The following is a 19,718-nucleotide window of genomic DNA, read 5'->3' on the forward strand; positions in this document are numbered from 1 at the left end:
ACACGAGTTCCTGGCACAGGTCGAACACGCGCACCTGGGTCAAATCGGTATGTTCGATCACCCCGCGCCCTTTTGCCCAGTTGGCAAACTGGGGGTAACGCTGCCGGTATTGGGCAGCACGCTGCTGGATTCGATGTGAATCCTCAATGGAATAGCCGTTCATGATCTCTCCCTGATAACTCTACTGACGTTAATGGTGGCCTATTAGAAATCCTCGCCGTAAATATCCGGATTACCCCGGGTATTTGCCCAGTCTCACATCAAAGACGCAAAATGGATTGGTAGCCTGCCACCTCCACCTCAAACCGGGTGTTCTGACGCAAGTGATCCTTCATGGCCTCCAGCGCATCAGGGTCTCCATGAATCAAGTTGATCGGCGTTTCGGGGGCTAAGTCACTTTGAGCCAGCCACTGTTCAATCTCTGTGAAATCTCCATGCCCGGAAAGCCCACTCAACACCTCCAGCCGGGCCTTGACCGGAACCCAGTCGCCGTGGATCTTGATCCTTTCCGCTCGATCAACCATTTTGGCGCCTCGTGTCCCCCCTGCCTGATAACCGGCAAAGATAACGGTTGTGCGGTGCTGGCCGAGGAGACGCTTGAAGTGATGAAGAATGCGACCGCCCGTTGCCATACCGCTGCCTGCAATAATTACGTGCGGGTAGGCCTGATCAGCCAGCGCCTTGGAGTCCTGGACGCTGCGGCTATAATGAACGGTGCTGCACATTTCGTGGCATTCTGAACTGCTCAACCGATGCTGATCTTCGTAGCGGCAGTAAATCTCAGAAACATCAATCGCCATGGGGCTATCCAGATAAACTGGCAACCTTGGAATTCGTCCCGCCTTCATCAGGTCGGTGAGCATATGTTGCAAGACCTGCGCTCTGCCCACGGCAAAGGCTGGAATCAGTATATTGCCCCCTTTGTCGACCGTTTCGTTGACGATGTCCGCCAGTTGTGACGGCAAATCCACGTCTTCGTGGCGACGATCGCCATATGTTGATTCCAGCATCAGCATGTCGAGTGCTGGCAGGGGTGCCGGTGGCCTCATGAAAATATCATTGAGGCGGCCCACATCGCCGGAAAAACCGACGCGTTTACCTTCCGCCTCGATGATGACACAGGCCGCCCCGAGAATGTGCCCGACCGGTCGCAGATGAAAGCGTATATCACCGAGCTGGATCACTTGGTGAAAGTCCACCGACTGAAACAGCTCCATGCAGGCTTCTGCATCCTCCTGATCATACAGGGGCTCCGGATTCTCATGCCTGCTCAGCTTATGGCGGCCGAGGTAATGTGCCTCCTCTTCCTGAAGATGGCCGCTATCGGCCAGCAATATGCTGCATAGCTCTCGGGTGGCATGATGGGTATAAACCGCCCCCCGGAAGCCCTGCTTGTACAACACGGGGATGTAGCCTGAATGATCCAGATGGGCATGGGTCAGAAGCACGGCATCCAGCGAGGCAATATCGAGCGGCAACGGTTGCCGGTTGCGCTTTCTCAGCCACTTGTACCCCTGAAACAGGCCGCAATCGACCAATACACGTGTCTGGCCGGTTTCAACCAGGAACTTGGAGCCGGTCACGGTTTCCGTGCCACCCAGAAATGTAATGTTCATCGGCGCTCATCCTCCACCTGATTGAGAAAATGCCTGACCGGCGGCACCAGCAACTCGCTGACATCGATCTCATTGCTGCTGTGTGGAACCGTGTTGGTGGTCACCAGCGTCTGCAGGCCGGTACCCAGAAGGTAGGTGTCCGAGGCCTCCGCAAAAATGCCATGCACCGCCGCACACAGGATGGCCTCCGTGCCTTGTGCCTTAAGTGCCCTGACACACTCGCCAATGGTGCGGCCGCTGGAAATAACGTCATCAATGATGACGGCTTTCCGGCCGTTATACGCCGAGATATCCGGCAAGGTGACTTCAACGCGCCGGTCACCCAGACGCTGCTTGGTGCCAATGACATAAGGATGGTTACTGGCCTGCGCGATACTTGATACCCATTGCTCACTTTCCGCGTCCGGACCTACCAGCAACAGACCGTTTTGCCCCCGTAGCCAATCCGCCAGCGCCGGTGCTCCCTGAACAACTTGCGTGGGTATGCTGTAGATTTCGTCAAGAGACTGGTACCTGTGCAAATGTGGATCAACGGTGATCAGCCAGTCGATATGTAAAGACAAAGACTGGGCAAACACCCTGGAAGTGACCGCCTCCCCTTCTTCGAAGCGTCGATCCTGGCGCATATAGCAAAGATAGGGCGCCACCAACCCAATCGACCTGGCACCGAGTTCCCGGAGAGTTTCAAAGAGAAACAGGAGAGCAAGGTATTTGGTGTCTGGATGCGTTAGGTCGGCCAATATTACGCAGTTCGCACCTTTGACTGATGTGAGCACACGTAAGTAGGACTCACCATCAGGGAACCTCCGCACCTCCAAACTTCCCGGCTCCAGATTGAGCCGATCACAAAGTTTTTCCCGTAATGGATGGGGAGCAAGGCTGAACAACACACTTTTTTCAGTAATGCCCACAATCATTCCTCTCGCTTTACAGTGAAGATTGCCGGCCCCATATCGTTAAACGCCAGCGCATAATCCTGCTGCCCCGGACTGTCACTGAGCAATTCATAGAGAGGCTCTCCCTTAGTGACTCTATCACCGACGGTCGCCAGTAGCCGCAGCCCTGCGGTAGAGCTGGCAGGTGCGCCTGCCAGCTTGGCGACACGGGCAAGCCGACGATTGTCGATAGACACGATTGTTCCGGATTCCGAGCACAGAACTGGGCGCCTAAAACGGGCTTCACCTAAGCTCCTCTGCCCTCCCTGAGCCTCTGTTATACGCTTGAACTGCCCCCAGGCAGAGCCGTTTTGAAGTAGTCGTTCTGCTTTGACCATCCCCTCTTTCACGCCACGACCATCAGCCAGATCGAACAAATGGCCAGCCAGCATGATGGCGCGGCTCCGTAGATCCTCCGGCGCACCCCGCTTTCCCTGCAACACGGCCAAAACATCACGGGCCTCCTCTGTCGGCCCGATCCCTGCACCAACCGGCTTGCTGCCGTCTGTCGCGATGCAGCGTACCTTCAGCCCACAGGCCGCCCCAACGCTTGTGAAAAGAGAGGCCAGCCGGTCGGCATCGCCGGGCGTTCGAACCTTGGCCGTCTCCCCCACCGGAATATCAATCACCGCATGGGTGGAACCGGCAGCAATCTTCTTGGACAGCACCGAGGCCACGAGCTGGCCCTCACCATCAAGGTCCAGCGCTCTCTCGATGCGAATCAACAGGTCATCAGCCGGGCTGAGGTTCATCGCCCCACCCCAGGCGAGACAGGCACCGGTTTCTCTGACCACACGGCGAATCTCGTTCAGCCCAAGCCTCACATTGGTCAGCGCTTCCATGGTGTCCGCTGTTCCCGCCGGTGAGGTGATGGCACGGGAGGAGGTTTTAGGCATTACTAAGCCTGCTGCGCTGACGATCGACACAACCAGCGGCGTGGTCCGGTTGCCCGGCAGGCCTCCAACACAGTGTTTGTCGAACACACGATCCACGCCTGGCCAATCGAGCTGTTGTCCGCAATTCACCATCGCCTGGGTCAAAGCAACAATCTCATCGAAACCTAATCTGCCACCCGCACAAGCGCTCAGGAAACAGGCTATTTCGACATCGCTGTATTTGTGTGCGGAGATATCGGAGACAATGCGGGCCATCTCAGCCGGAAGCAAGCTGTGTCCGAATACTTTCCGACGAACCAGACTCAAGGATTCGATATAGGGCGCATGATGTACTGAAACCAGGTCAGACTGAGCCACCCCGAGCCGCTCTATGGCGATATCTGAAAGCCCCGCATACCCTTTGGGAACCGTTTCATCAGACGAAATATTGAGAGTTGCGATGATGGAACGTCCCTGCGAGGAAATTCCCACCCTGGAACTGGCGGCGAATCCTTCTGAAAGGCACACATCACAATCACCACGCATGTAGACGACAGGCTCCTGATGAGTATTGATACCCATCTTGAAAACCCGTAACTGACTGGAAGACGCCACCATGTATCAACATCCTTTTCTGCGTCGAAGAATAATTTCAGTGTTCTGATCAGAGGTCGTTCATACGCCCTATCTGCCTGGCCAATCGCATAGCTTCGTTCTCTTCCATGGTTAGCAACGATTGCAGTAATTCTTTCGCCTCGGGAATCTCGGCTTTGTCGGCCATGGTGCGATAAAGGTCCTCTATCTGATCATGGAAATCGAATACTTCTCTGCATATGCCCTCAAAATCCAGCTGTGCGTAGGGCTCATCGCAGGTTCTGTGGGTCTTAATGGGATGGTGAGACAGGTAGTCGTAGACCCTTGTCTCCAATGCTTTGAAATCGCCCTGCGACTTGAATTCATTCACGATACGTTCCATTTCCGATTCATGGGTCGCCAGATAGTCCAGCAGCGCCCGTGCTCGCTCCTCTTCATTCTTCGTAGCGCAATGTGACATACACCTTGCAAGGTGAGCATGCAAATCCCGTGTCCAGCTAATAAGTTCTCCAAAGGTTTTGATGTCCATTTACCCGTTCCCCCTTGTTGTCATTAATCATGTCAGCAAACAGCAATTACCTACCACTTAAACTCATAAGCCTGAATTCACACTGAAAAACCCCAACAAAAGATGCAAAAAGAGTCGCTCAATAGCGTGGGCTTGATGAACATCAATTTTTCCAATTGGAAGTGTTCGTCTACCCTAAGCCGTCCAGTTGGGTGCGCTTTAACAGGAGTGCATTTACCGCAACAAGAGCGGAGCTTCCAGACATTGCGAGCGCCGCTACTTCTGGGCTTATCACCAACGGATAGAACACGCCTGCCGCCGCGGGAAAGGCGATGACGTTATAGCCCACCGCCCAGAACAGGTTCTGGTGCATCTTGCGCAGGGTAGCGCGCGACAGCTCGATGGCTCCCAGCACATCGTAGGGGTCGCTCTTCATCAGCACCACGTCAGCGCTCTCAATGGCCACATCGGTGCCGGCACCGATGGCGAAACCCACCTCCGCCTGGGTCAGTGCCGGGGCGTCATTGACACCGTCGCCCACCATGCCAACCTTCTTGCCCTGAGCCTGGAGCTCCTTGATCTTGTCTGCTTTCTGCCCCGGAAGGACATCGGCGATCACCATCTCAATGCCGAGTTCCCGGGCGATGCGCTCGGCGGTGGCCTGGTTGTCGCCGGTGAGCATCGCCACCTCCACCCCGCGTTCACGCATCTTTTTGACCATTGCAGTAGCGGTGGGGCGCGGCGCATCGGCAATGGCGATAAGGCCGACCAGCTTCCCGTCCTGGGCGACGTGCACCACGGTCTGACCCGCGCTCTGCAGACGCGCGGCCTCGTCCTTCAGGCTCGCCATGTCGACCTTCTCTTCGTCCATCAGCCGGCGGTTGCCGAGCAGCACGGTCTTGCTGCCAATCTCCGCCCGCGCGCCCTTGCCCTCGATGTTGGTGAAGCCGGTCAGCGGATCGAGCTGCAAGCCTTCGGCCTTACTTTGTATCGCCTTGGCCAGAGGATGGTCCGAGCCCTGCTCCACCGTCCCCGCCAGTGCGAGGACCGCCTCCTCGGTGCTGCCCGCCACCACGACCACCTCGACCACCTGCGGCTCGCCCATGGTCAGGGTGCCGGTCTTGTCGAAGACCACAATATCCAGCCGGGTGGCATCCTCAAGTGCAGAGGCATTCTTGAACAAGATGCCGTTCCTGGCACCGAGGCCGGTGCCCACCATCACCGCCATGGGCGTTGCAAGGCCCAGGGCGTCCGGGCAGGCGATCACGAACACGGTGATAGTCAGGGTCACGGCAAGCAGCAGGCTTTGGCCAATCCACCAGAACCAGACGGCGAAGGTGAGCAGGCCGATTACGATGGCAATCACCACCAGCCACTGTGACGCTTTGTCCGCCAGCAGCTGCGCCGGGGCCTTGGAGTTCTGCGCCTCCTGCACCAGCTTGACGATCTGCGCTAACGCGGTGTCGGAACCTACCTTGGTGGCGCGATACCTGAAGCTGCCGCTCTTGTTAATGGTGGCCCCGATCACCTTATCGCCGGGCTTTTTTTCCACCGGCATGGACTCGCCAGTGAGCATGGACTCATCCACCAGGGACTCGCCCTCCAAGACCTCACCGTCCACCGGAATCTTATTGCCGGGGCGGATCACGACGATGTCGTCCTTCAGAACCTCAGCGGTGGGAACCTCCCGTTCCTGGCCATCACGCAACACAGTGGCCTTGGGCGGCGCGAGATCCATCAGCGAGCGGATGGCGTCCGAGGCACCGGCACGGGCGCGCATCTCCAGCCAATGGCCGAGCAGGATGAACACCAGCAACACCGCCACCGCCTCGAAAAACTGCACCCCCGGGAAAAAGAGCGTGGAACCGACGCTGAACAGGTAGCCAGTACCCACCGAGAGAACGACCAGCACAGCCATGTTGAGCACGCCGTTTTTCAGCGCGCGCCAGGCGGCAACAAAGAACGGCCAGCTTGGCCAGAGCACCGCGATGCTTGCCAGTAATAGCAACCACAGGTCTAGCCGCAGCCCGAAGGGCGGTGCTGGCGGTTCGAACAGCCCACCCATGGGCGAATAAATGAAAATCGGGAGGCTGAAGATCAGGCAGACCCAGAAACGGTTGCGCATGTCGCGCACCATTGCCTGCATGTCCATGCTGCCGCCGTGGCCCATCTCGTGAGCCATCTCGTCCTTTGCGCCAGTATGTTCGCCGTGTTCAGCAGGATGCGCGGTATCGTCGTGGCCGGTGTGGGAGGCATGGCCATCGTGGACGGGCATGGACACAGCCCCGGCTTCGGTCGGCGGGTCCCCCGGGTCGCAAACGTGCCTGGGCAACTGTTCTCCGGAACAGTGATAGCCGCACTCGTGTATCCGGGCCTTGATAGCCTCAAGGTCCACCGTCGCCTCATCATAGGTGACGGTCGCGCTGCCGGCCACATAGTTGACCTCGGCTTTCTTAACGCCGGGCAATCTCAACAACTGTTTCTCCACGCCCCGGGCACTCAGTGCCGATAGCAAGCCGCGGATCTCCACGACGGTATTTTTCATTCCTTGGTCCCCTTTCCTTAATTGGCCAACCGGAGCTTTTATCAGGCAGACGAACACCCAGCATAAGCGCCATCCAGATCATCAGAGCATATCTACCTGAATCCAAAATGAATCACCGGCTTAAACCGAATCAGATTGTGATCTCGGTCAAGAAACCCCAGAGCCGCGTTCAAATGATTTATCCGGCACAGCATGACAACTGTTTTACATCCTTGGTGAACGTTTGCGCACAGAGCTTGAGTCCTTCAACCATGGTCAGATAGGGGAACAAGTCATCGCCGATTTCCTGAACGGTCAAACCTGCTCGTAACGCCATCACCGCCGTTTGGATAATTTCACCGCCTTCCGCTGCGACAACCTGCACCCCGAGCAACTGCTTCGGCTTCAGAGAGGCCAACGGTGGCGACTTGAGGATCGGTAAACATGACCGCGGGCATGGCACTGAGGTCGAGCCTGGCCTCGCCTTCCTTACAGGAATATCCCATCTAACACGTAATCCTGAACACCGGCAGACTCGCTCAGCGCCCAGGGCCGGATAGGCTTTTTACACTCAGCTACACTGGCTGCGTCAGGATAGCACCCACTGAAACGATCCCCACGAATTAAAGAATTAGAGAGGATCAGCCAAGCCTTCCAAGAACTGGAAACGTCGACAACATCCATGACGCGAATAGAGTCATCTGACCGGTGAGCACCAACACGCCCATGACAACGAGTACCAGGCCTGCAAACACTCTCAGCAGTCGACTCCAGCGACTGAGCCAGCGCACTCGTTGTCGAAAGTGCTCAATGAAGAGGGCGGTGCCAAGGAACGGGATAGCCAGCCCTAAAGAATAGGCAGCAAGATAAAGCATACCCGCCTCGGCATTGGCATGGGTGGAGCTGAGCGCCAATATAGCCCCGAGTATGGGACCTATACAGGGTGTCCAGCCGATGGCAAATGCTATCCCCAGAAGAAAGGCGGCAGTGGGACGTCCGCCTTCGAGTGACTGTCCAATGCGCCATTCGCGCTGCAACGCCGGCATGCTCCACCAGCCCAGCATAAACAGACCCATTAGAACGATGAGCACGCCGGCCACCAGGTTGGCCTCTTCACGATAGGCCATCAACCATTGCCCTAAAGCACTTGCGCTTGCTCCCAGGGCAATAAAGATCAGACTGAACCCCATCACAAAACACAGGCTCAGCCAAAGGGCCTTCAACCGATTCGAAGCCTCAGTCAGAGCACCTCCAGTCACGACCGACAGGTAGCCGGGAACCAGAGGTAGCGTGCAGGGTGAAAAAAACGATATGAGACCACCGGCAAACGCGGCGGCAATTCCCCAAGTTGCAAGATCAGGCATTTAGCCCTCCAAGTTCGGTGAGTCTGTCAAATTGCCCAGAAATCGAATTTGATGCCTTCCCTGGACCTGCCGTTATTGATAATGGCCCGTGCCCGCCATAGCATCTTGCCAGTACCGCACCGTGGCGGAGTTCAGGCGAAAAGGCATCACTTTCACAGAGCTGACCTCAGTAATCCTTGTGTTCGCGGAACACACGCTGCTGGCCGTTGGCGTTGAAGGCGATGACCTGATAATCGTCCTTCCGGCCCGTTTCCATGCCCCTGCATCATTTTCATGCACGCCTCAGTCATGGCTTTACGGTCTTCGGGGGACATATCAGACATCATATTCATCATCCCCCTCATGCCTTTTCCTTCGTCCTCGTGGGCCAATGCAGAGAAGGATCCAATGGTTCCGGCCAGAAGAATCGCTGTGATGGTGAGCCTGGTTTTTGAATTGCGCATTTGATTCACTCCATATAAAGCCCCGTTACGAATGAACCGAAGTACGAGACTTTGTTGCAAGAACTAACGTTAATGAGTTTGCCGCGATGGGCAAAAACCGGTTAAGACTCAGGAGTAATGTTCTGCAGGGGGTGTAATAGAAGCCAGGAAGGGATCCTGGTAGTGGGCCGCCTGTGCGGCAAAAATCAGCTGGGAACCGGTATCGGTAAAACTTGTGAAGTTCCCCGGCGGCAAGGCAAAGCAAACGCAGGCCCGCTGAACACCAAAAGCAGTGACAGCAACACAACGATAGTGGGGCGATTCTTTGCGGCCATCCTGCTTTCAAGCACCAGTCTGTGACATTAACAAATTAAGGCATACGATCTACCGATACGTTCCCAAAAGACCAACACTATTTTATTCCGTTGTAAGCGTCCGCCGATGGCGCTGCTCTTCTGTGTCGGCAGTCGGGTTAGAACATCCCTTGGATACCCATAGGGATCATGCCCTTTCCGCATAGCCGACTGGATCAGCGTCATGACCGCAGCCGCGCGTTGACCACTGCGGAGTGATCCCAGGAACAGCCCAACGCACAGGGCCACGAGCCTTCACTTATACGTGACGCCGTGTCGATCGAAGATCTCATAAACTTCCCCGGCCTCCTCCTGCGGCAACATCACCCGGATCGTCTGCTCTTCCTTATCAATAAAGATCACATCCTGTGGGATTTCGCTGCCAATAAGATCGTCTCGCGTATTGCGTGCCTGATCCATGTTCTCGAACTTACCATTAATAGCTTTACCCATCGTGCTTCTCCTTGTTGTTTAGATTCCATCCAAAGCATAGCTAACACATCAATTTCTGTAAATTTACGACGTTTCCAAGAGCCAAACGCTGCCTGAGACCTCCTCAACCGCAGCGTTCGTCAGCGACCCTTATCCTTCGGATTGTCTACCCCCGGTCGGGGCGACCCGCCCTCTATCAGGCGAATGTCTGTTCACCGCAACAGTGATAAGGTCAGAACTTGACCTCTCCCCACAACCAGGCCTTGTCCGTATCCACGCCACGACCATCGGCGGCATAGCTGGCGAACTTGGCACCCACCGTGTAGTGCTTGTTGATCGGGTAGACAGCCAGCAGCCCCAGCTCGGAGCCATAGCTCAGGCTATTGATGTCACTGCTGTAGTCATGATAAACGGCCAGCCACTTGACCCCCTTTGCTGAGGCACCCGCCGATACGTATAGATCCTGCAGGCCATCGTCCGGGGTGACCAGGAACTGGTCGGCCCAACCGTTCATCGCGTGAAGCGTCGCCAGAGGCGTCTGGAATGACCGGCCGTCGTCCGACTCCAGAGTCTCCATACCCACCTTAAAGGTCAGGCCGTAGACTGCGAGCCCCACTTCCGCCAGCCAATAAGCGGCCTCAAAGCTTTGCGGGTTGTCTGCATAGTCTTTCTGGATTGCGTACTCCAGGGTGTACAGGACCCTGGCGTCTTCCGATACATCGGTGCCACCTGCGAACCGCAAACCAAAATTCTGGGTTGAGTTGACGTCTGCGTTGGTAAAGTCGAAAAGATAACCGTAAGTGGTCAGGGTTCCGGCAGCCAAGCCATGATACTGTGCGTTGAAAATCGGCGACTGCATTGGGAAATTGCCATTAGGGCTGGCATCCGAGAACACCCGGTTAGCATTGTAAAGATAGCCCGCTGTGATCTTCGTGTCCGGAAGCGACTCGTTGGTGCCGACAAAGGCATCGAAGGTTTGCTCATTCTGGCGCCAGCCAACCGTACCGATAAACCGGTGATTGTCCAGAGCAAAGCGCTGACGGCCGTAGGTCAGGCTGGTATCCGAAAAACCTTTGTAACGCACGTAAATTTGGTTGACTTCGGTTTCCGTCGGATCAGCGACTACTGAGTGATCGGTTATGCCATTGATGGTGCTATTGTAGTTCTCATTCCCCACAGCGGACACATCTTCCGCCTCGGCAAACACCTCAAACCCCTTAAAATCACCAGTCCGGTACCCCAGTCGGGTTCGAACGGTAGAAGCATGGGCTTGATCAAGAGGGTTGTCCTGATCCACAAATTCGTAACGGTAACGAACATCAAGCGAAACCTTTCCCCCGGTTAAGGCTTCGGTAAAGGTCATGGACAGGACAGGCGTTGCGGCAGAGGCCAGAACCGAACCAATGGCAAAGACAAGCAACGACTTCTGGTTTTTTTGGCCATTCCTGGCAGTGAGCGGAGTTAGCATCATTTTCATCCTAGTGGTACCTTCAGCGGCCGTATAAATGGTTGAATGGAGTCAACATTTCATCGATAAGTCGCTCGTTCAGTTTAGGGCGCCAATGTCAGCGACAACCTTGATATCGGTCAGATTGAACCTGACTCTCAAGGGGTACCTCCATAGGCTCACAGGCAAAAAGTGCTGAACAACGCGCCACCACCTTGTACGTCTTGCAAAGCCGTCCATACGGGCCTCATTTTTTCAGGAATACAGCCGGATCAGAGCTTAACTGCACCTTCAGGCTGTCCAACTGATGGGGTCCACCTCAATGTACACCAGAAACCTCAGATGAACTTTATTAGCGGGGGGTGGGGGTGGGGGTGGGGCAGACAAAAGCATGGGCAGATTAATATCTGCCCAAAACCTGAGTATTTCATTAACTCTCAAGAACTATATCAAACCGCAAAACTCATTCAAGCGACCTCCATGCGGTCAAAATGCATATTGTAACCTCGCACGCACTTCATCTCCGCTAGCGCCATTGGCTTCTTCGCCATCCATGTAGCTCATTCCAAGTCGAACATTCTTGTTGGCGTAATAGTTAACGCCCAGTGTTGTTTGCTCACCGTCGGTCGTGGCCAGCCCCACGTCACTGTATTTTCCGTCACCATCCTCAAAGCGGGCAACAACTTCCCAGGCCCCTTTGGGTGATGCCGGTTTTACCCGCTTGAATGCTCCGGCTTTGTAAGGACGGCTTTCGCCGGTGATGATCCAGCCAAGCTGTACGTAATAGCCATCAACATCCACCTGGCCTTCTTCGGAATCGAAATATTCGGCCTGGGCATGGAAGGGCCCGGAAGCGCCGGCGAGTTCCAGATTAAACGTGTCGACCTCCTCGGCCTGAGTGTCGGCGTCACGCGTGGTATAGCCCGCACCAAGATGAGCAACCAGATTATTCGTTTGAATCGGTGCAAACGTGCCCCGTGCGGTTACTGCCGTGTTATTGAAGTCGTCGCTGCCATTGCCGTCTGCTTCGAAATAGCCGATACCGTAGGTCCAGTTGCTGCCTTTGCCACTGAGCTGGATGCCGCCGCTGCGACCGGGGGTATAACGCTCGGTCATGGCGGATCGCTCAAGGGCCGAGATGTCTTTTGAACTCGTTAATTGTTCCAGGCCGAATGGCTCTTTCTGCTTACCAATAGTCACGGTTGCCGTCGAGCCAAATCCCAGGTAGCGAATGTACAGGTCCTCCGCGGTGCCGCCTTTGGCGCCGTCACTCTCAGCCACGTTGAACTGGGTCTTGTACGCCCAGTCGCCAAAGTGGCCCTTGGCGTAGAGGCGTGCCCGGCGCACATCGAAATCGGTCGTGTCAACGCCGTTGTCGTCAGACTGCGTGGCGTCGTAATCCCACTGAATGCGCCCGCCGAGCTGAAAAGACGCTGATTTATCCAACGTTTTCACCTTGATACCACTGTCGGTATCAATCACAAGGTCTTTGCCGCTGGTCGTAACGGTTCCGGCCTGTGCAGCAGAAGCGGCAGAAATCGCCAAAGCCAAGCCCAAATATTTCTTGCTCATGATCTGTCTCACCTTTTTCGGTTTGCTTGTGTGTGTTGAAGCGCTATTAAAGTCTATTTGGCAAAGATTACAGAATGGTTACAGAGAATGCATCAAAACAGGGCGCTGGTCCGGGCCGGTGACAGGTTCTGGGGCGCTAGGTGTTGCGGTCGTTTTTCGGGGGCAAGCTCAGAATGTGCCGATTTGTCTCTATAATAATGATAAAAAAGAATAAATAAGATGTGGCAAGACTTTTGCTCAATCATATTTGGAGCAATGAAACCCAACCGAAGGTATCCATTATGAAGAAGCAGTTTTTCACCAAATCCGGATTTATCAGTATCACTTTGCTTGCAGCACTTCAGGCTGCGCCCGCCATTGTTAGCGCTGACGTCAGCTCAAATGTGAGCGCCAGCAGCAACTATCTGTTCCGGGGCGTCACCCAGACAGACGGGGCTGCGGCTGTCCAGGGAGGGTTGGATTAAGAGCATGCGTCGGGCTTCTATGCCGGTGGTTGGGGTTCCAATGTCGATTTTGGTGACGGCACCAGCTATGAGCTTGATCTTTATGCCGGATTCTCCGGCTCTGTGGAAGAACTGGGTTATGACGTTGGGTACATTTATTATGCGTATCCTGACGCGCCGGACTCCATCGACTTCGGCGAACTGTACGGCGAGATCAGTTATGGCATTGCGGCCATCGGCCTGGCCTACACGATCAACAGCGACACCAGTGGTGATGGGGTGTTCGTGCAGGGGGATGCCTATTACTACGCCTCTGTTGGGGTGCCTCTGGAGGACAGCTACAGTGCCGGTGTGACGCTTGGCTATTACGACTTCGCTGATGACGGCAAGGCTTCTGTCGGCGAGGCAAGTTATTCACACGTCGCCGCCAACGTTACAAAGGATGCGGGAAACTTCGGTTCTTTCAGTGTTAACGTGGAGTACGCGGACATTGAGTCAACCGACGCGCTTGGCTCTGTCAACTCGGATGATCCGAAGTTCTGGCTGGGTTGGAGCAGGAGTTTCTGATCGGCCAAGTGATCACAAGCAATTCAGATCCAGAATAAAAAGCCGGCCCAAATGACGGGCCGGTTTTTATTTATCATGCAAGAACCCACCATCGTGCGCCTGCCTTGACGCCCGGTGACTCGACATCCTCGCCCTTACCTCTGCCCCCCCCCTGCCGCCAAAGCTCATTTCTTATCCGGTGCCTGAATTTCAAACTGTATTAAAGGTTTGTCTGTAAGGTCGTTCCAGATTCCCACGCAAAAATGCTGACTCACTGACCTCAGTCAAACAGCCAGGATGATACTGAATGAACAAACGATTGTTGTTGTGCGCGATGATAGTTCCGGGAGCCTTGGCCGTCTCTCCCATGGTGTCGGCCCAGGCAAAAGAGAGTGTGTCGCTGAAAGAATATCAGCAGGCCAAAGCCAGCCAGGCTGTTTCCCTGAACCAGGCCATGGTGATGGCTTTCGAGAACAGCCCGGTATTGGCTTTGAGGCGGGCCGCGGTCTCGATGCAGCAGGGCCAGCTTGACCATGCCAGCCGCTGGGCGCCCAGCAATCCAGAGTTTGAGGTGGGGGGGCGTCAGGCCCCGGAGCAGGCTGATGAGTCCCTGGAATACGGGATTAGGGTTACTCAGGAGATCTGGATGGGTAACCGCGGCGACCTTGGCCAGTCGCGTGCCCGGAGCAATCTCACGTCCCGGCAACAGGAGCTTGAATACCTGAAGGTGGCCACCAAGGCGCGCGTACGGGCCGCCTATTTCCGGATACTGTTGGCTCAGAAAGAGTTGAAAACCGCAACCCGTGCCGTTGACCTGATGCAACGCACCAAAGACCTCGTTGAAATGTCCGTAAAACAGGGAAAACAAACCCGGATTGATCTCAATACCGCAGTCATTGGGCTTGCCAGGGCCCGGAATCAGAAAGCCTCGGCGGAACAAAAGCTCGAGCAATCAAAAATTGATCTTACCGAAGTGCTCGGGGTGTCCCCCTCCGATGCCGTTGGGGTGACCGGCGAGCTTGATGTGACGCTCGAAGACCTGCCTCCGACCAGCCAGCTTGTCGAGATGGCACAGAGTCAGAGAGCGGACCTGAAAGCGGCGGCCGCCAGAATTGCAGCGGATGAATCTGGCCTTGAAGTTGCGAAAAGCCTGACGATTCCAAATCTGAAAGTCTTCGGATTTTATGATCGTGAGGAAGGCTCCAACCTTTTTGGTGCAGGGGTGTCGATGCCTTTGACCGTTTTTCATGATTATTCCGGTGAGCAGAGACAAGCTGCTGCGCGGCTGAAAACCTCCGAGCTTGAGGCAGAGGCTTTGCGCCTGGCTACAGAGCGTCAGGTTGTGTCGGCTGTGGCCCGGTATGAATCCACCGCCGTTCGACTGCGCCAGATGAACGAGTCGATCCTGGAGCGTTCAGAGGAAACATTACAACTGATGCAAAAAGCACTTCGGGCGGGCAAGGTCGGTGCCTCGGATGTTCTGGCGGCCCAGGACAACCTCCTGTCGGTAAGGCAGGAATACGTTCAGGCGCAGAACGATTATATCGATGCCGTGCGGGCGCTGGAGATAAGCACGGGAGGTGCTCTGTCGATGTCAGCCGGTTCCTGAGGATAAAAAACTCAAGATTAACCGTTATCTAATATTGAGGGTGAACGAATGATTCGCAATCTGAAGATATTTTTAATCGTTGTCAGCGTTCTGGGTATGCCGCAGGTATACGCTGCCGGAGAAGCTGAAGGTGACCAGCACGCAAATGAAGAAGCCGGGCATGCTGGAGAGGAAAGCCAGTCCCGCAGAATTCATTTGACGCCGGAGCAGACACAGTTGCTGGCCATACAGACCGTGGCGGTGTCCAAGGGGCGTGCCGACGCAATTGTCACTGCACCTGCTGAGATTCAGTATGTGCCGGACCGCGTGGCCGAGGTTGGTCCGCTGCTGGAGGGAAAACTGACAGGGTTGGCGGTTGATCTGGGGGATCGTGTCAATAAGGGGCAGTTACTGGCAACCCTGAACAGTGTGGAGCTGGCCCGGATTCGCTCCCGGTTAATCTCGCTGGAGGCCCGCAAAGAAGCGGCCGAGTCTGACTACAATCGTGAAAGGGAGTTGCAGGGACAGGGTATTTCCAGTGAAGAAGAGTTCCTGGATGCCAAGGCTGCCTTTCTTGAAACAAAAGCGGAGTACGATTCGGTGCGGGAACAACTGGCGGTTTACGGCAGCGAGTCGTCAGGTGACAGTGGGGGGCTGGCGCAATACGCGCTCCGCTCACCCATTGAGGGCCGTGTCGAGCAGATGCATGTCCGGCTGGGTCAGACCTTGAGTCCGTCGGATACGCCTTTCATCGTGGCGGATGCCTCGGTGCTGTGGGCCATTCTTCAGGTGTCGGAATCCGATATTGACCGGATCTCAATGGGAGACCAGGTTCAGATTTCCTCCAGGGATTCAAGTTCCGACCGGTTTCACAGTGGGCAGGTATCCTGGGTGTCGAGCATGCTCGATGAAAAGACCCGCACCATCCCGGTTCGTGTTGTGCTGGAGTCTCCCCGGGGCGACCTTCGCCCGAATACCTATGCCACGGCCAGAATCATGACGGAATCGGAGGCTTCACTGCCACTGGTTCCGGATGACGCGGTACAAACCATTGGCGATGAATCTGTTGTGTTTGTTCCGGGTGATGAGAAAGGGGCTTACAAGGCGGTTCCCGTCATGCTTGGCAAGGAGGCAAACGACTGGATCGAGGTCAAGTCCGGCATCAGCGCAAACACGGAAGTGGTTTCAGTAGGCGCTTTTGATCTGATGTCGGCCATTACCGCCAGTGGCCGCAGCGCCGCTCACGGACACTAAACCCCGGGGGGAGCATGATCAACGCAATTGTGAATTATGCGCTGAACAATCGTCTGATGACGCTTGTTTTTGCGATCGCCGTGATCGTTGCCGGCGTATTTTCATTTCAAAAACTGCCGGTGGACGCGTTTCCCGACGCGACGCCGACCATGGTTCAGGTGTTTACCACCAGTCCTGGTCTGTCGCCGGTTGATATCGAAACGCTGATTTCCTATCCCGTTGAGATCAGCATGTATGGAATTCCCAAGCTGGAAAAAGTGCAGAGCACGTCGATTTTCGGGTTGTCGCGGGTGACCATCTATTTCGAAGATGGCACCGATATCTACTTCGCCAGGCGGCTGGTAAACGAACGGCTTTCCGAGGCCAAGCGCCAGATTCCCGAGGGGATGGGGCAGCCGGAACTCGGGCCCATAGCGAGCGGTCTTGGGCGCATCCTGATGTATTCCCTGGAAGCTGAGGATAAGGATCAATACAGCCTGCAGGAAATCCGCACGATCCAGGACTGGATTGTCAAACCCCAGCTCAGAACCGTGCCGGGTGTAACCGGTGTGCTGTCTATCGGCGGCGAGGTAAAACAGTACCAGGTCAATATCGATGCGCAGAAGCTTCAGGCAAGGAACCTGACAGTGTCTGACGTTCGCGGCGCCCTCACCCAGAATAATCGGAACGTCGGCGCCTCTTTCATTACGCGAGGCGGTGAAGAGTATATAGTTCGCGGGTACGGTTGGGTTAATTCAGGTACCGAGGGCATCGAGGACATCCAGAACATCATTGTGTCCAAGAGTGAGGGAGAGTCTCCTATCTATGTCAGGGATGTTGCAGAGGTTAGCCTTGGACCGGCGATCCGCCGCGGCGCGGAGGTGTCCTCGGGCGAGGAGTCCGTGGGCGGCTACGTGATGAAGCTGATCGGAACCAACACCAGTCAGGTACTCGAGGACGTCAACGCAAAAATCGATGATCTGAACAAGTCACTTCCCGAAGGGCTGAAAATAGAGGCTTATTACTCCCAGGCGGAGTTGGTGGGCAAGGCCATAGGCACTGTCGAGAAAGCCTTACTTGAGGGCTCGGTTCTGGTGCTGGTGTTCCTCTATCTGTTCCTCGGAAATATACGTTCCACACTGATCGTGGTGGCGACCTTGCCGTTGTCTGTGCTTTTCGCATTCATTGCGATGCGGATTTCGGGCCTGTCCGCCAATCTGATGAGTCTGGGGGGGCTGGCTATCGGCATCGGTATGATGGTGGACGGCGCCGTTGTGATGATAGAGAACATCTTCCGACATCTGGAAGAACGATCAGAGGAAAAGGTCAGTGTTCTGAGGCTTGTAGGTGAATCTGCCCGGGAAGTGGCTCGTCCGATTGTGTTTGCCATTGGCATCATTATTATCGTTTTTCTGCCGCTGTTTACGCTGCAGGGCGTTGAGGGCAAGCTGTTTTCGCCCATGGCCTACACCATCAGTTTTGCGTTGATCGGTGCGCTGTTACTCGCGTTGACGTTGGTGCCGGTTCTGGCCTCGCTGTCATTCAAGATGGGTGGACAACACAAAGAGCCGAAGCTGGTTCTGTTCCTGAACCGGCTATACAAGCCGGTGGTGAATACTGTCGTCAAAGCCCCTAAAATTGTGATGGGCGTGGCCGTCATTGCCTTTGCCGGCAGTCTCCTGCTGTTTCCCTATCTCGGGAGCGAGTTCGTGCCCACGCTCAGGGAAGGCACGTTCCAGATTCGCTCGACACTGCCTCCTGGAGCCAGTCTTGAATCCGCCATCAAGTATGGCAAACGGATTCAGTCCGTTGTCGATGAATTTCCAGAGGTCACCGGCACCTATGCCAGGATCGGTCGTGCCGAGGTGGGCGGTGATCCTGAACCCGTGAACGTTGTCGCGACGCTCGTCAATCTGAAGCCTCTGGATCAGTGGCGCGAAGATGTGAGCTATGAGGACCTTCAGAGCCGGATTGCGGAGTCTTTGGCTGAGCGGGTTCCCGGGCTTGCCAACAATCTGTCACAACCGATTCAGCTCAGAACCGACGAACTCCTCTCAGGCGTTCAGGCGCAACTGGTTGCCAGCATTTTCGGCGACGACCTCGACGAGTTGGGCCGGATCGGCAAGGAAGTGGCGGCCCTGGCGAATGATGTGCCGGGGGCAACGGATGTGCGCGCTCAGCAGAGCGCAGGTAAAAAACAGATCGTTATTCGCCCCGACCGTGAAGTGCTGGCGCAGTTTGGCATCAGCATTGATAACCTGATGAGTACGGTCGAAACCGGGATTGGCGGTAAAGGCGCGGGGCTGGTCTTCGACGGTGTCCGGCGATTTGAGATCTTCGCCCGGCTGCAAGAGTCCTATCGCGGGTCCATCGATGAAATCAGAAAGCTTCCCCTCCGGGGTAATAGTGGCGAGCTCATCCCGCTTTCACGGGTGGCCGATGTTGAAATGTACGCTGGCCCCAAGAAAATTTCGCGCTCCAATGCCAGTCGGCGACAGTACGTGCAGATGAACGTACGTGGTCGCGATATGGGCGGTGTTGTTCAGGATTTGCGCAAGCGGATCGAGGAGCAAGTGGACATGCCGCCGGGGTATTTCGTGGAGTTCGGCGGTCAGTTTGAGAACCAGGAAAGGGCCATGGCTCGGCTTGCGATCGTTGTGCCCATTACCCTGGCGCTTATTTTCCTGCTTCTTTTCTCGGCATTCAGTAGTCTGCGCTATGCGGTGCTGATCTTCATGAATGTGCCCTTTGCGATTACCGGTGGCATTGTCGCGCTGTTTGTGACGGGGCTTTACCTCTCTGTGCCCGCTGCCGTGGGATTCATCGCGGTGTTTGGTGTGGCCGTACTTAACGGCGTGGTGATGGTGAGTTACATCAACCAGTTGCGGGACGAAGGCTACGAAGTCATTGAAGCAGTCAAGCTGGGTGCTCAACGCCGTTTGCGGCCGGTTCTGATGACCGCCTCTGTGGCTATTCTGGGGCTGATTCCCCTGCTGCTGGCCGATGGCATTGGCTCTAATGTCCAACGGCCACTGGCAACGGTTGTGGTTGGCGGTCTGATCACTTCAACGCTGCTGACGCTGGTGGTGTTGCCCAGTGTGTACCAGTGGTTTGCATCTGAACGTCGTGACGTTTCAGTCTGATAGTCAGGAGACGGTTTATGTATGAAATAAAAGCGTATGTCAGAGAAGTGATGGCAGAGCATGTGGTTGATGCTCTGGCCAGAGTCAAGGGCGTGACAAGCATTGCTGTCGTGCCTCTCAGCG

General features: G+C 55.6%; 12 protein-coding genes and 3 pseudogenes. 4 read left to right on the forward strand and 11 right to left on the reverse strand.

What is annotated here, in order from left to right; all coding sequences use genetic code 11:
* Window positions 1-260: 260 nt before the first annotated feature.
* The 11 genes and pseudogenes from KYE_RS05505 to KYE_RS05550 all read right to left on the reverse strand — a co-directional run bounded on the left by KYE_RS05505 (window position 261) and on the right by KYE_RS05550 (window position 12,642).
* Complete coding sequence (locus KYE_RS05505) at window positions 261-1,616, reverse strand: MBL fold metallo-hydrolase (protein WP_008171254.1); 1,356 nt, start codon at window positions 1,614-1,616, stop codon at window positions 261-263.
* Window positions 1,613-2,533 (reverse strand): ribose-phosphate diphosphokinase, encoded by a 921-nt coding sequence (locus KYE_RS05510; protein ID WP_008171255.1) that lies wholly within the window; start codon window positions 2,531-2,533, stop codon window positions 1,613-1,615. Before KYE_RS05510 ends, KYE_RS05505 begins: the two co-directional genes overlap by 4 nt.
* Complete coding sequence (locus KYE_RS05515) at window positions 2,530-4,044, reverse strand: thymidine phosphorylase family protein (protein WP_008171257.1); 1,515 nt, start codon at window positions 4,042-4,044, stop codon at window positions 2,530-2,532. The genes KYE_RS05510 and KYE_RS05515 overlap by 4 nt, the downstream gene beginning before the upstream one ends.
* A gap of 46 nt (window positions 4,045-4,090) precedes the next feature.
* Window positions 4,091-4,549, reverse strand: a complete 459-nt coding sequence (locus KYE_RS05520; protein WP_008171259.1) for a hypothetical protein — start codon at window positions 4,547-4,549, stop codon at window positions 4,091-4,093.
* A 169-nt stretch (window positions 4,550-4,718) separates the two neighbouring features.
* Window positions 4,719-7,073, reverse strand: a complete 2,355-nt coding sequence (locus tag KYE_RS05525; RefSeq protein ID WP_008171261.1) for a heavy metal translocating P-type ATPase — start codon at window positions 7,071-7,073, stop codon at window positions 4,719-4,721.
* A 178-nt stretch (window positions 7,074-7,251) separates the two neighbouring features.
* Window positions 7,252-7,537, reverse strand: a pseudogene (locus tag KYE_RS05530) (mercuric reductase); the annotation flags it as partial.
* Window positions 7,538-7,693: 156 nt separating this feature from the next.
* Window positions 7,694-8,416, reverse strand: a complete 723-nt coding sequence (locus KYE_RS05535) for a cytochrome c biogenesis CcdA family protein (protein WP_008171265.1) — start codon at window positions 8,414-8,416, stop codon at window positions 7,694-7,696.
* 784 nt (window positions 8,417-9,200) lie between these two features.
* Window positions 9,201-9,422, reverse strand: a pseudogene (locus KYE_RS21855) (transposase domain-containing protein); the annotation flags it as partial.
* A gap of 24 nt (window positions 9,423-9,446) precedes the next feature.
* The gene (locus KYE_RS05540) at window positions 9,447-9,644 is read right to left on the reverse strand and encodes a hypothetical protein (protein WP_008171269.1); all 198 of its coding nucleotides are present in this window, start codon (window positions 9,642-9,644) and stop codon (window positions 9,447-9,449) included.
* A gap of 211 nt (window positions 9,645-9,855) precedes the next feature.
* A complete protein-coding gene (locus KYE_RS05545; protein WP_050898258.1) occupies window positions 9,856-11,100 on the reverse strand; it encodes an alginate export family protein in 1,245 nt (414 codons plus the stop codon).
* Between the two features lie 456 nt (window positions 11,101-11,556).
* On the reverse strand, window positions 11,557-12,642 hold the full coding sequence (locus tag KYE_RS05550) for an OprO/OprP family phosphate-selective porin (protein ID WP_008171272.1): 1,086 nt from the start codon (window positions 12,640-12,642) through the stop codon (window positions 11,557-11,559).
* Between the two features lie 281 nt (window positions 12,643-12,923).
* Between KYE_RS05550 and KYE_RS05555 the strand changes: the two are divergent.
* From KYE_RS05555 to KYE_RS05570, 4 genes and pseudogenes are all read left to right on the forward strand, one after another.
* Window positions 12,924-13,652, forward strand: a pseudogene (locus KYE_RS05555) (TorF family putative porin).
* Window positions 13,653-13,938: 286 nt separating this feature from the next.
* Window positions 13,939-15,240 carry a TolC family protein gene (locus KYE_RS05560; RefSeq protein ID WP_039881875.1) on the forward strand — a complete coding sequence of 434 codons (1,302 nt, stop codon included), beginning with the start codon at window positions 13,939-13,941 and terminating at the stop codon, window positions 15,238-15,240.
* A gap of 48 nt (window positions 15,241-15,288) precedes the next feature.
* Window positions 15,289-16,473, forward strand: coding sequence for an efflux RND transporter periplasmic adaptor subunit (locus tag KYE_RS05565; protein WP_008171276.1), 1,185 nt, complete (start codon window positions 15,289-15,291; stop codon window positions 16,471-16,473).
* A 14-nt stretch (window positions 16,474-16,487) separates the two neighbouring features.
* The gene (locus KYE_RS05570; protein ID WP_008171277.1) at window positions 16,488-19,595 is read left to right on the forward strand and encodes an efflux RND transporter permease subunit; all 3,108 of its coding nucleotides are present in this window, start codon (window positions 16,488-16,490) and stop codon (window positions 19,593-19,595) included.
* Window positions 19,596-19,718: the final 123 nt, after the last annotated feature.

The sequence above is a fragment of the Marinobacter manganoxydans MnI7-9 genome (genome assembly GCF_000235625.1).
Classification (GTDB): Bacteria; Pseudomonadota; Gammaproteobacteria; order Pseudomonadales; family Oleiphilaceae; genus Marinobacter; species Marinobacter manganoxydans.